Here is a 12,516-nt window from a genome sequence, read left to right as displayed (position 1 = left end):
GGACACCGATTTAGCCAATCAATGGGGAATTCAGTTAGTCGTTTATGCCACTTTACTTACAGTTTCTTGAAATATTCTATTTCTCTTGCATAAAAATCAACTGCCTTACCCTTTGTGATTTCCCAATTACTTTCCAATTGTTCGATAATTTCTTGAAGCTTCTCAATAGCTTTATCATATTCTCCTTGAATCTCATATATATGTGAAATTGCTATCAATGCATCTATATATTTGGGATTGGGTTGTAGTTCGTATCCTTTTGTGTAATATTCGATGGCTTCGTCGTATTTGCACAGTTTCGCCATGCAGTCTCCCCTAAAGGACCACGTACGCCATTCATCAGGATACAGATCCGTCATCTGCTCCCAAAGAACTAATGCCTGAGAAAGGTTGCTTTCTTCCTTGCAGATCAGTCCTCCATATAATTGATATAAATAACCTGGATGGATTTTGTTCAATCCTTCTAGAGTTTCTTTAGCTTCAGCGCATCTGCCATCTGCAAGTAAGTGGTTCATAAGCCATACGTAACCCTGCCAGTAATCTGGATGATTTGGCACGAAATTTTTATAATACTCTATAAGTTTATGATGATTTGAATAGTTCCAGTCAAAAATGACTCCATTCTCCGCATCCCGTAAAGCATTATGATTACTTTTTTTATGTGGATCTAATAACAGGGCCTCCTTGGCATAATGGGAAGCTAATTCACGGTGCTCCTCTGAACGATGAATGTGTAACTGAGCCAGCAATGTGAGACATGGGGCCTTTTTTTCGTCATTAGTTAGCCTTTCTTTGAGAAATTGTTCAGCATAATTAAAATCATCTTTGGAAATAAAATGTTCGGTACTAATCATATTTTCAATACGCTCTAGATGTGTGTCATCAGTTAATGCAAATAGCTCATCAATTGTAACCCCTAAAATCACAGATAACTCAGGGAGAATTTGAATATCTGGCATGGTTACGTTGTTTTCCCACTTGGATATGGCTTGGGATGACATATTCAGTTTTGTTGCTAGTTCTTCCTGAGTCATTCCTTTTTGTAAACGTAGGGTTTTGATTTTTTTTCCGATCTCAATATTCATTTGAATACCCTCCAATTTTTATCAGTTCGACTAGTCCCTTGAATTATAACTTGTGGTTTAAAATCTCCTCAATGACCGCGTGGTTAAACGAATTAACTTATCAGTTACATTAGCAGCCACAAGGCACGAAGCCTCCCTTTTGAACATTCGATTCATCAAGTGTGCATTTTTGCTTTCAATGATATTAACAATGTGTTATTATCAAGTTGAAAGTAAGAGTGAACTAACTTTATGGTGCACAAATCGGATGAAAGCAGAGGGGATGCAAGTGAATAAATCATGGGGCGATTGGAACCTGTTTGAGTTGACCTGGCTGGTTTTGTTTACCTCAATTGCTGTTGGGTTTACGGTGATTTCTAAGGATTCTTTATTCGGATTTACGGTCTTTATCACCGGGGTGCTGTGTGTGGTGCTCGCGGCGAAGGGAAATCTGATGAGTTATGTGTTTGGCATGTACAATACCATTGGTTATGCGTACTTGGCTTACGTCAACGGTTTGTTTGGAGAGGTTATGCTAAATCTGCTGTTCTTTGTTCCTATGAATGTGGTCGGCTTCTATATGTGGAAAAATAACCGGACTGATGGCAAGCTGTCCATGCGTCAGCTGGAGCTCAAGCGTCTGCTCCTTGTGGGGGCGGTCTGCGTATTAGGCAGCCTGCTGCTGGGCCTGGGTCTATCGTTCATACCGGGGCAGAATTCGCCTTATATTGATGCCATTACGACGGTGTTGTCCGTTGTCGCCACTCTATTAATGGTTCGAAGATTCAAGGAACAATGGCTGGTCTATATTGTCCTCAATATGTTCACGGTTCTGCTGTGGGTAATTCGAATGCTAGAGGGGAGCGGTGAAGGCCTGCTGATGATCGTCATGTGGAGCGCGTATCTGGTTAACGCTGTATACGGCTACTACAATTGGAACAAGGGCGCTAGGGAGGTATCAGCATGAAGAGATTAGGCTTAACGCTCGGAAAGTTTGCCCCGCTGCATAAAGGGCATCAGTTCATGTTCGAGACGGCGCTGCAAGAGGTCGACGAACTGATTGTAGTGATCTATGAGACGACGGTGACCCCGATCCCGCTGCAAATCCGGGCCAACTGGATTCGCAAGCTCTACCCGGCGGTGCGGGTGATTGAAGCCTGGGACGGTCCGGACGGGTATTCGAACGACCGGGAGCATGAGATAAGGGAGGAGCAATATATTCTGGGGTTACTGAAAGGCGAGCAAGTGACGCATTTCTACTCCAGCGAGTTTTACGGAGAGCATATGAGCATCGCTTTGGGCGCAGTAGACCGGCGGGTGGATGAAGCTCGCGGGCAGGTACCGGTTTCAGCTACCATGGTCCGTTCGGATCCTTACAAGTACCGGCAATATGTGAGCGATAGCGTGTATCGGGATTTAATAACAAAAGTGGTTTTTGTGGGAGCGATGTCTACCGGCAAATCCACGATCACCGAAGCGTTGGCCCGGCGGTATCGCACAACCTATGCGAGCGAATACGGGCGCGACTATTGGACGGAGCATCAGGTGGACCGCCGAATTGGCTTGGAGGCGTTCGATGAAATTGCTGTCGGCCATATGGAGCGGGAAGAGCGGGCTTTACTGCAAGCGGATAAATATCTTTTTGTCGATACCAATGCGATCACGACTTATATGTTTGCCCTGGATTACCACGGCCGGGCCCCTGAACGCTTAACCCGGATCGCCCTGGAAAATGCACAGCGGTATGACCTTTTTTTCCTGTGCGACGACGACATTCCTTACGAGGATACATGGGACCGCAGCGGGAATCAGAAGCGGCATATTTTCCATAAGCAAATTATTGCGGATTTGAAGGCGCGGCGGATTCCCTACATCACACTTCGGGGAAGCCTGGAGGAACGAATGGGTAAGGTAGACGAAGTGCTGGCAACGTTCAAGCCCTATCATAATTATTTTGGCGAAGCACGGTGGTAATTAATGTTATTGACAAAACTTTTGACTATGATTAGTATTGAAAAATATTTAAATGAAGTTATGATCCTATAATCAAATAATTTCTAAGCTATGAATGCTATGGATCACACTATAGCAGGAGCAGCTTCTGGAGAGACCGTGGGGATTCCCCGGCGCCGAAGGGTTCACAATCTCAGGCAAAAGGACAGAAGAGTACTGGATAATTCATTTGTTATTCTGATAAGCGTCAGAATGATGAATGTATTTTATTTAATATTCTTATGACCGTGAGATTGGAGCGCATCCAGTCTCTTTTTTTATTGTCATTTTTACTTGTTCATCATTTCACAAAGAAATATTTAGATTTAGAGGGGGAGTTTCACATGGCACCACAAGAACTAAAGAGAGATTTAGAGAATCGGCATGTTCAGCTCATTGCAATTGGCGGCACCATCGGGACCGGATTGTTTTTAGGATCAGGTAAAGCTATACAACTCGCAGGACCATCCATCATCTTTGCTTATTTAATCGTCGGTATTGCCGTGTTTTTTGTTATGAGGGCCTTGGGAGAACTTCTGTTGTCAAAAGCGGGTTATCAATCTTTTACAGACATCGCTGAAGATTATCTTGGACCGCGCGCAGCATTTGTAACCGGATGGACCTATTGGTTTTGTTGGATCATGACGGCTATGGCGGATATTATAGCTGTTGGCGTATATGTACAATATTGGTTTGATATCCCGCAATGGATCCCTGCCGTCATTTGTTTGATCATTTTATTAGGACTCAATTTATTAACTGTAAAAAGTTTTGGCGAATTGGAGTTTTGGTTTGCATTAATCAAGGTAGTGACTATTCTGGCGTTGATTGTTATCGGGGCAATCCTGCTGGTGATTGGATTCAAAACGGCTAACGGAACGGTTACTGTCAGTAATATTTGGGCACATGGGGGGATATTCCCGAACGGGGTTTCAGGGTTCCTACTTTCCTTCCAAATGGTTGTGTTTGCCTTTGTCGGTGTGGAATTGGTGGGGGTATCGGCAGCCGAAACATCCAATCCAGAAAAAACCATCCCATCGGCTATTAATAAAATTCCTTTAAGAATTCTATTTTTCTACGTGGGTGCCATTATCGCCTTGTTATGCATCAACGCATGGACGGAACTAAATCCGGCAGAAAGTCCTTTTGTTAAAACGTTTAGTTTGGTGGGGATACCGATTGCTGCTGGAATTATTAACTTTGTCGTATTGACTTCAGCCGCGTCTGCCTGTAACAGCGGAATGTTCTCAACAAGCCGGATTCTATATAATTTGAGCAGGAATGACCAGGCTCCAGCCAATTTTGCAAAGCTGAATAGAAATCATGTCCCAAGCAATGCGCTCTTCATCTCCACGCTTGTGTTATCTGTGGGAGCTCTTTTGAGTAAGCTGATTCCGGAGACTGCTTTTGGAATCGTGACAACCATCAGTGCCATTTGTTTCATCTGGGTTTGGGGTATCGTTCTGATCTGTCATTTGCGGTATAAGAAAACAAAGCCGGAATTGCAGGCGAAGTCAAAATTCAAAGCCCCGTTCACCCCATTTATTAATTATGTAGTCCTAGCGTTGTTTGCAATCATACTCATTATTATGCTGTTTGCTGAAGAAACACGTCCGGCCTTATTATTGACGCCGTTATGGTTTATTTTATTATTTGTTTTGTATTCGACGAATCGGAGAAAGCGGGAAAGAAGCAGCAAAATAATCAGTACAGAATCACATCCCATGGATGCCTGACCCGATCATTCTTTTAATAGAAAAGGGGATTGCCTCAGGCCTTAGTTATTTTTTAGGCAAAAAAATTGAAATTCTTCAATATCACCTTTCAAGAAGCAATTCCGGCAGTTATTCTTATAAATGAAAATGGACATAATTTTGTTTATAAGGAGGAATAACTATGGCGGGGCAAATATGGATCAATCTACCAGTTAAAGATATCAACAAATCAAAAGATTTTTTCACGGAGATTGGATTTTCTTTGAATCAAGGACCTGGAAATGCTGATGATAAAGCTAGTCTAGTCATCGGAGACAAGAATGTTATTGTGATGCTATTTACGGAGTCCACGTTCGAAAGATTTACAGGAAATGATATTGCAGATACAACGAAAGGCACTGAAGTATTGTTTACAATTGGTGCAGATCGCAAGGAAGAAGTGGATGAAATGGTAACGAAGGTGGTAAAGGCTGGCGGTAGCATCTACGGCTAGCCCCATGACCAGGGTTGGATGTATGGTGCAGGTTTTGCTGATTTGGATGGTCATCGCTGGAATGTGCTGTATATGGATATGAGCAAATTCCCTGCTGAGTAAAAATAGAGGCAGTCTAGAACTATGAGATGCATTCAAATGCTATCTTGAATTTACATTGTTAATTTTACAAAGGCTTAGTTGTCCGTTAATACTTCTTTTACACTCATCTTCTATAGTTAAGCAATTACTAACAATAGAGGGGAACATTGAACATCAATGAAAACATGGGAAACTGTACTATCTACGCTGCTCCTTGCAGGCGCTCTACTTCCTGCCGCAACAACTAACGCAGCATCCGCCTCAGACCTAAAAGGATATGAACCTCTGCGCAAGCACATGGATGGGATCGGAGCAACTATCACATGGGATAGCGACGATAAGTCGGCACTGGTCAAGCTGAAGAACGGATTCGCAGGCACGTTCACGGCAGGCGATAAGGAATATCGTCTAGCGGGTAAAGCAGGCGAGCTTCCAGCGGAGGTCAAATTAGTCGATGGCAAGATGTACATTCCTTCCAAGCTGCTTCAAGCTATTCTGGCGGAAAATGCAAAGTTTATCAATTCCGCAGATATCATCACCCCTTATTCGGTAACCGCTCAGGTAGAGACGGCAGCCGTTGAAGATGGCGAGGATGCAGCCGATGACCCGGCCATTTGGCTCGATTCTGCGAACCCGGCGAATTCCAAAATCATTGCCACGAACAAAGGCGGAGGTGTCCTCGTCTATGATTTGCACGGCAAGGAGCTTCAAAATTATAAAGTAGGAAAAATGAATAATATTGATATACGTTATGATTTTCTGCTTGGCGATAAAAAAGTAGATATTGTTGGCGCGACGAACCGTTCTACGAACACGATCGATATTTTTGCTATGGATGGGGCAACCGGGAAGTTGACTGACATTGTAGCAGAGCCCATTAAAGCGAAGATGGAAGAGGTATACGGATTCAGCCTTTACCATAGCCTGAAATCGGATGAGTATTACGCTCTGGTTCTGGGTAAAGAAGGCGAATTTGAGCAATATGAGCTGACTGACAACGGGAAGGGCAAAGTTTCAGGTAAGCTCGTTCGCGAGTTTAAGCTGGCTACGCAATCAGAAGGTATGGTAGCTGATGATGAGTATGGCATGATGTATATAGCGGAAGAGGATTACGCGATATACAAATATAATGCGGAGCCGGACAGCGGCACAAAACCTCTATCCACTGTCGATATTGCGGACGGACGCCGATTGCAGGATGATATTGAAGGGTTGACTCTCTATTACGGTGCCGACGGCAAAGGTTATTTAATCGCCTCCAGCCAAGGCAGTGACAGCTACGCAATATATGACCGTGAAGGCAATAACGCTTACCTTACTAGCTTCAATATCGCCGATGGCGCATTGACCGATGGCACCTCAGTAACTGATGGTATTGATGTACTCGGGTTCGGACTGGGCGAACAGTTCCCTTATGGCATTTTCATCGCACAGGATGATTCCAACATTAACAATGGCAAAGAGCTTAACCAAAACTTTAAAGTGGTAGCCTGGGATCAAATTGCTAAAGGTGCAAAGACTCCGCTTCTGATGGACAACAAAGTGGATCCTCGTAAACTTGTGGACCGCAGCGCGAAGTAATATTAGTTAACAGCTAATGTGCAAGCTTTAAAGTAAAGAACATTTTCTCATAAGCAGCCTCCAACTCCACATTTCAGGGGTCTTAGGGGCTGCTTTGATTTTTTCAGCAAGGAAGGTATTTCCTTATGGGGCTGCAGAAGCTGCACGGCTTGCAAAAAGGCAACGGTTATGCAACCCTAAATAAAGACAACATTTAACGGGGGGCCGTATATGGCTAAAACAATTGTAGAAAAGCTAAATATGCACAAATTCAAAAAGGTTGCTGTATTGTACAGACCAGAGAATGACGACAGTTTAGCGGGATTAGCAGAGCATGATACTGAATTAACAGCCAGCAGTTATGATCTGATTTTTGCTTATGTGCTCAATATGGAATCGCTACAGGATCTCGTCCATAAAGTGATTGATCACAACTATTTAAATAAAGGCGGCTATTTGTTCGCTGCGTATCCCAAAAAAGGGAATAAGGTTTATTCGGCCTACATTCACAGAGACAGTCTTTTTGAAGGGGTAGGAGCCGATGAGGACGGTTATATTGGCACAAGCAACCTGAAGTTTGCACGTATGGTGGGCTTAAATGATGTGTTTACCGTTGTCGGATTCAAAGAGGAGGCGCGGAAGAACAAGGATGCATCTTCAAAGCCAAGTCAACGTGTGGACGATTACACCTCTATGATCCCTGCTGTGGAGCAGGATCTGACGGATAGTGCGGAGCAGCTGGCTTTTTACCAATCCCTTACGCCCGGCTACCGAAAGGATTGGGCCCGTTATGTATACAGCGCTGTACAAGAGGAGACTAGAGAAAAACGGAGGGCGGAAATGAAGAAGATTCTGGGTGAAGGGTATAAAAGCATTGATATTTACCGGAGAGACAAGCCGTAAATGGAATGGCCCTCCGTTGAATAAACAATAAGCCTTCTCAAGCGGGATCTAGGGTTATAAATAATGGTGATAAGGGGCCATCCTGCAATAGATGGCCTTGAAACGAAACGAAATTGCCCTCATTTCAACTGAAACTGAAAGTACTCCGTGCGTAAAGGTTTACTGTCCGCTACACCCTCGCCAGCGTAGAAACTGATTTCCATACTGCAGTCTTTCGTGTTATATAAATTATGCCATAAAGTTCGGTGGGGATAAGATTCTGGAAGACAAACATGAGCACAGGAAAGAATGTGCTTCATAGCTTCCTCTGTATAATGAGATTTCTCGCTTAACTTCTTCTGTAAGGTGAGGAACCGTTGGTACATTCCCTGTGGCTTGGGATCGTCCGGGAGACTGTCTCCGGATAAATAGCGGTACAACAAGAAATTCGTGACCACTTGTGGTTTGTGATCTCCGTTTAGGATGTAATAGCGATTTGCAGTATAGGAATTCTCCCAGACGAAAGATTGCCCATAACGATCCCCGATAATATAATGCAGCGGCAATTGCGCGTAGCTGTGTTTTAGAGACAGCAGCGCTTCTTTGGCTTCGTCAACATTACGGCACCGGTCCAACAAATAACGCATGATTTGCAATTCGTGAAGACCCACATACAACCCGCCGTTTGGCTCTGCAGGATGGGTTATAAAGCTCTCGTCATCTGCCAATACGGCCACGGTCAATCCCTCGGAATTGATTCCATCCAGCACTCCGCTGACCAGTTCGAAGCTGCACAAATATAGCGAAGGGTATCCCTTATCCGGGTAGATTTCAAAAATATAAGGTTCATTTACAGCCATCACCGGAAAATCGAAATTTCTGCTGAGCATTGCCGCCCCAGAAGAGGTCGTATGGTTGGGAAAGTAAATAGAAGAACATCCGATTGATTGTTTCTGATACATAATACCGCTGCAATCATACAAGCCTTCATCTAACTGAACGTCAAAAGCCTTGGCAATTCCCTTCATTCGTTCGTAGTGCTCGGGATAGTTCGTTTTCAAGTACTTATGTTGATTTCGAATCCTTATCGGGTCATCACCGGGGATCTGACGATGCAAGGTGTACCGGTCGAGTGCCATTTGTCCAATATAGTTTCCAATATCATGATTAGTGCCTTGAAGTACAATATGTCTGACTGTAAGGCCGTTATCCGAAGCGTGGACGGTGGTTTCGTTATGAGATAAGCTCACTGCGCGTTCCCTCCTTAAGGTTATTTCTGTAAATAATTATATAACTGACCAGTCAATTAATCAACGAAAAGAAATAAATATGGTAAGATAAACCCGAGGTGAGTAATGCTTATGGCTCGTAAAATTAATGAAGAACTCCGACAGGAGAAAAGAGCTGCAATTTGTGATGCTGCGAAAAGGCTATTTGCCGCGAATGGCTTCAACTTAACTACCATTTCAAACATTGCAAAGGAAGCAGGAGTTAGTCACGCTTCTGTATTTACATACTTTTCGAGCAAGGAAGAGCTAATCCATTCGTTAGTGCTGGAGCCGTTAGAGGAGAGCCTTTTGTTCTACGAGTCCATCATTTGTGAAGATAATCAACCCACCGAGTCGTTAAGAAGGCTGATCGAGGTTCAAATCCGAATGGTTGTCGAGCAAGGCACATATCTGCGTTTGCTCCAGCAGGTGTTAGGGCAGCCGAACCAGTTCCCTGAATTGACCAAAGCTTTGACGGAGTTTGGAGAGAAGTTTGTAAATTTACTTGAGCCGCTCATTCGAAAAGGACAAGAATTGGGAGAGTTAAGTGAAGGGGATGCGAAAGTCATCGGTTGGACCTATTTTGCTTATTTTAATGGGGCAGGATTAATTTATCTTGATTTGCATGAGGGATTGACTCAATTCACAGTTGAATGCGCTATGCGTATTTTTGGATTGCGGACATAATAGAATCGAAGCCACTCCGCATAAAGAGTGGCTTCGATTCTTCATATACTGATATTTCCAGCTCATGCGTGTTACAACAGAGGTTCTTCCTTGTTGACTACGTTTGCTTTCTTTTCAATCATGAGCTTGTTTTTCATGGGCATAAATAATGTGATAACAAGTGCGGCAATGGATAAAATCATCATAAAGTAATAGGCGTCACTTGCTCCTAAAATTGATGTGAGGGATTTAAGGAGCTCAGCAGTAGTAGAAGGATTGTATTGGAGCACTGTAGCTGCATGGCTTGTTGCCTGCACTGTATAAATCGTAATCACGACAGCCGTACCAATCGCCCCGGCAATTTGGCGGACGGTATTATTCACTGCTGTACCATGTGTACCGAGTTGCTTGGGCAGCGCATTTAGTCCCGCCGTATTGAGTGGCATGGTAATGAAGCTTAATCCAATTCGCAGGCAAATCGTACGAATCATTAAATACATATACGTTGTCGATTCAGACAGATCTGTTACCGCCCACATGGATGGAATAATAAACAGTAAACCAATGATGAACAACGGCTTCGCACCGAAACGGTCGTATAATTTACCGGTGACGGGTGACATGAACGCATTTACAAGCGCACCCGGCAATAATAGAAGGCCTGCATCAAATGCTGTAAATCCACGGCCATTCTGTAGATAGATAGGCAATAAAATCATATCTGCGTACATCATCATCGTGATTAGCACGTTAATTAGAGACGTTAACGTAAAGACTTTATTTTTGAAGACAGACAGGTTTAACAGCGGGTCAGCGGACTTGATTTGCCGAGTACAGAATATGGCCGTTACAACGATCCTAATCCCTAAGGACAGGATCACCACTACATCGCCCCAGCCTTTACTGCCTGCACTGCTGAAACCGTACAAGATTAAGCCAAATCCGATTGTTGATAAAAGAACACTTACTACATCGAGCTTCGACTTAGACGTTTCGGATACATTCACTAAATATTTGAAGGCCAACGCTATAACAATGACGACAAGTGGGATGAGGCCAATAAATAACCAGCGCCAAGAATGATATTCGACGATAAATCCCGAGAGAGTCGGTCCAATGGCAGGAGCGAAAATCATCGCCAGTCCAAGCAGCCCCATAGCGCTGCCGCGTTTCTCAATGGGGAAGATAGCGAGCACAACACTCATCATGAGCGGCATAATAATGCCTGCACCGGCGGCTTGGATCATACGTCCTATTAAGAGCACAATAAAGCTTGGTGCCGCTGCACAAATGATCGAACCCATTAATAAAAATAACATGGCGCTTAGAAATAACTGCCGCGTTGTAAAGCGTTTCATTAAGTAGGCTGTAATCGGAATTAATATCCCGTTGACCAGCATAAAGCCCGTTGAAATCCATTGTACGGTCGTTGCCGTCACATGAAATACATTCATTAAATTACTTAAGGCGACATTTAATAGCGTCTGATTGAGTGTGGATAAGAAACAACCCAAAATTAAGATGGTTAATAAGATCCCTTTATTTATTTTCTTAATGTCTTCTTGCACGGTGTAATCCCCTCTTCATTGCTTTTTCGACACAGTGTCAATAAAATGAATCATATCAGTAATTAATAATTATTCCTATTTACAATTTTATTGAAAATGTTGACTAATCGACAGAACGGTTGGATTAGTAGATGAAGTGACAAATAAACGATAATAGAGGGATGAAATGTCTGCACAAAAGAGAGTAGATCCACGAGCCATTCGCTCGAAAAAGATGCTGAAGAATGCCGTTTTTTCATTATTGGAAGAAAATTCGGATATTTCGCAGCTGACCGTCCAAAAAATCGCCAACCGGGCAGAACTGAATCGTGCAACGTTTTATTTGCATTATGAGGATATTAACGATTTGTTGCGCCAGATCGTACATGAAATCTTTGACGACCTGTCCATGAAAGTTGAACCGCTATTACAAGTGAAGAGCAGCAATGAACAGGAGCAGTTGGTTACATTCTTAAATTATTTTTATGAATACCGGAAGGTCTTTGCTGTATTCGTTGAGCATAAAGGCTTCAAAAATCACTTGTCCAACCTGTTGAAAAATACGATAGAAACACGAAGAAACGCGAGAAGACTAGATTCCACAAAGGAGGTTGTTTCAGTCGATATTGTGGTATCATCACTGCTGGGGATTATTATGTGGTGGATTAAGGATGGCGTCCAATATAATTCTGAATACATAGCAGCGCAAATTACCTTGATGCATAGAAGAAGGTTATTGTAACCGGTTAGGTCCGCATATAGCAAGAGGGTTCAGCTCAATAAAAAAACCACTCATAGGAGTGGCTGTGTCTTGCTATAAAGTCTCTTTCACTTTGATTAATAACTTCAAGAAGGCCGCGCTTTCTTCTTCGGTAAGGCCTTGGGTAACACATCGTTCTACTTCCTTGAATATATCGTGGAATTCCTCGACGAGGTCGGCCCCTTTTTGCAATAAATATATTTTTTTCTGCCGTTCATTATCTTCCGGAATCACCCGCTTGATATACCCTTTTTTCTCCAACCCCTGAAGCATGCTTGTGATGGTGGCTCCCTTACGGTTGAAACGCTCGGCCAAATCCTTCTGGATCACACCTTTGTCCTGATGTTCAAAAATATAGCCCATCATCTGCCCTTGCTGCGCATTCAGTCCCAGTTCCGATAATCTGACATTGGCCATACCTCTGATTTTCAATCCAATCTCCCGGATTAAATCGGAGTAGGGGGTAAGCAAAGCTTGCTTCGTCATCC

The 12,516-nt window shown here is 43.4% G+C and carries 12 protein-coding genes and 1 riboswitch; of the genes, 8 read left to right on the top strand and 4 right to left on the bottom strand.

Translation table 11 applies throughout. From position 1 onward, the window contains the following. Positions 1-56: 56 nt before the first annotated feature. A complete protein-coding gene (locus MHI45_RS17835; RefSeq protein ID WP_340895917.1) occupies positions 57-1,085 on the bottom strand; it encodes a helix-turn-helix domain-containing protein in 1,029 nt (342 codons plus the stop codon). A 268-nt stretch (positions 1,086-1,353) separates the two neighbouring features. On the opposite strand from MHI45_RS17835, the gene pnuC reads away from it, so the two are divergent. The 6 genes from pnuC to MHI45_RS17805 all read left to right on the top strand — a co-directional run bounded on the left by pnuC (position 1,354) and on the right by MHI45_RS17805 (position 7,808). After that, positions 1,354-2,031 (top strand): nicotinamide riboside transporter PnuC, encoded by a 678-nt coding sequence (pnuC, locus tag MHI45_RS17830; RefSeq protein ID WP_340895918.1) that lies wholly within the window; start codon positions 1,354-1,356, stop codon positions 2,029-2,031. Further along, on the top strand, positions 2,028-3,038 hold the full coding sequence (locus MHI45_RS17825; protein WP_340895919.1) for an AAA family ATPase: 1,011 nt from the start codon (positions 2,028-2,030) through the stop codon (positions 3,036-3,038). Before pnuC ends, MHI45_RS17825 begins: the two co-directional genes overlap by 4 nt. Before the next feature lie 117 nt (positions 3,039-3,155). Further along, positions 3,156-3,236: riboswitch (glycine riboswitch) on the top strand. Positions 3,237-3,400: 164 nt separating this feature from the next. Beyond that, positions 3,401-4,792, top strand: a complete 1,392-nt coding sequence (locus MHI45_RS17820) for an amino acid permease (RefSeq protein WP_340895920.1) — start codon at positions 3,401-3,403, stop codon at positions 4,790-4,792. A gap of 160 nt (positions 4,793-4,952) precedes the next feature. After that, positions 4,953-5,264: a VOC family protein gene (locus tag MHI45_RS17815; protein ID WP_340895921.1), complete on the top strand. Its 312-nt coding sequence runs from the start codon at positions 4,953-4,955 to the stop codon at positions 5,262-5,264. Between the two features lie 258 nt (positions 5,265-5,522). After that, on the top strand, positions 5,523-6,926 hold the full coding sequence (locus MHI45_RS17810) for a phytase (protein WP_340895922.1): 1,404 nt from the start codon (positions 5,523-5,525) through the stop codon (positions 6,924-6,926). Positions 6,927-7,136: 210 nt separating this feature from the next. Further along, positions 7,137-7,808, top strand: a complete 672-nt coding sequence (locus tag MHI45_RS17805) for a YdeI/OmpD-associated family protein (protein WP_340895923.1) — start codon at positions 7,137-7,139, stop codon at positions 7,806-7,808. A 119-nt stretch (positions 7,809-7,927) separates the two neighbouring features. Here the strand turns inward: MHI45_RS17805 and MHI45_RS17800 are convergent, their stop codons facing one another. Next, a complete protein-coding gene (locus tag MHI45_RS17800) occupies positions 7,928-9,037 on the bottom strand; it encodes a C45 family peptidase (RefSeq protein ID WP_340895924.1) in 1,110 nt (369 codons plus the stop codon). Between the two features lie 111 nt (positions 9,038-9,148). On the opposite strand from MHI45_RS17800, the gene MHI45_RS17795 reads away from it, so the two are divergent. Further along, complete coding sequence (locus MHI45_RS17795) at positions 9,149-9,742, top strand: TetR/AcrR family transcriptional regulator (protein WP_340895925.1); 594 nt, start codon at positions 9,149-9,151, stop codon at positions 9,740-9,742. Between the two features lie 71 nt (positions 9,743-9,813). Here the strand turns inward: MHI45_RS17795 and MHI45_RS17790 are convergent, their stop codons facing one another. Continuing rightward, positions 9,814-11,289 (bottom strand): DHA2 family efflux MFS transporter permease subunit, encoded by a 1,476-nt coding sequence (locus tag MHI45_RS17790; protein WP_341119244.1) that lies wholly within the window; start codon positions 11,287-11,289, stop codon positions 9,814-9,816. 166 nt (positions 11,290-11,455) lie between these two features. Here MHI45_RS17790 and MHI45_RS17785 point away from each other — a divergent pair, with 166 nt between their 5' ends. Further along, positions 11,456-12,010: a TetR/AcrR family transcriptional regulator gene (locus MHI45_RS17785; RefSeq protein ID WP_340895927.1), complete on the top strand. Its 555-nt coding sequence runs from the start codon at positions 11,456-11,458 to the stop codon at positions 12,008-12,010. A 72-nt stretch (positions 12,011-12,082) separates the two neighbouring features. Here MHI45_RS17785 and MHI45_RS17780 read toward each other — a convergent pair whose 3' ends face one another. Then, a complete protein-coding gene (locus MHI45_RS17780; protein WP_340895928.1) occupies positions 12,083-12,514 on the bottom strand; it encodes a MarR family winged helix-turn-helix transcriptional regulator in 432 nt (143 codons plus the stop codon). Positions 12,515-12,516 lie beyond the last annotated feature (2 nt).

The organism is Paenibacillus sp. FSL H3-0321 (assembly GCF_038002865.1).
GTDB lineage: Bacteria > Bacillota > Bacilli > Paenibacillales > Paenibacillaceae > Paenibacillus_AQ.
Note: the sequence above shows the minus strand (reverse complement) of the source record. Positions and strands in the feature narration are given on the sequence as shown.

Excerpts from the sequence above, each read along its gene's own strand:
- MHI45_RS17805 (WP_340895923.1), top strand. The coding sequence starts at position 7,137 with ATGGCTAAAACAATTGTAGAAAAGCTAAATATGCACAAATTCAAAAAG.
- MHI45_RS17820 (WP_340895920.1), top strand. The coding sequence starts at position 3,401 with ATGGCACCACAAGAACTAAAGAGAGATTTAGAGAATCGGCATGTTCAG.
- MHI45_RS17780 (WP_340895928.1), bottom strand. The coding sequence starts at position 12,514 with ATGACGAAGCAAGCTTTGCTTACCCCCTACTCCGATTTAATCCGGGAG.
- MHI45_RS17810 (WP_340895922.1), top strand. The coding sequence starts at position 5,523 with ATGAAAACATGGGAAACTGTACTATCTACGCTGCTCCTTGCAGGCGCT.
- MHI45_RS17825 (WP_340895919.1), top strand. The coding sequence starts at position 2,028 with ATGAAGAGATTAGGCTTAACGCTCGGAAAGTTTGCCCCGCTGCATAAA.
- MHI45_RS17795 (WP_340895925.1), top strand. The coding sequence starts at position 9,149 with ATGGCTCGTAAAATTAATGAAGAACTCCGACAGGAGAAAAGAGCTGCA.
- MHI45_RS17785 (WP_340895927.1), top strand. The coding sequence starts at position 11,456 with ATGTCTGCACAAAAGAGAGTAGATCCACGAGCCATTCGCTCGAAAAAG.
- MHI45_RS17815 (WP_340895921.1), top strand. The coding sequence starts at position 4,953 with ATGGCGGGGCAAATATGGATCAATCTACCAGTTAAAGATATCAACAAA.
- MHI45_RS17835 (WP_340895917.1), bottom strand. The coding sequence starts at position 1,085 with ATGAATATTGAGATCGGAAAAAAAATCAAAACCCTACGTTTACAAAAA.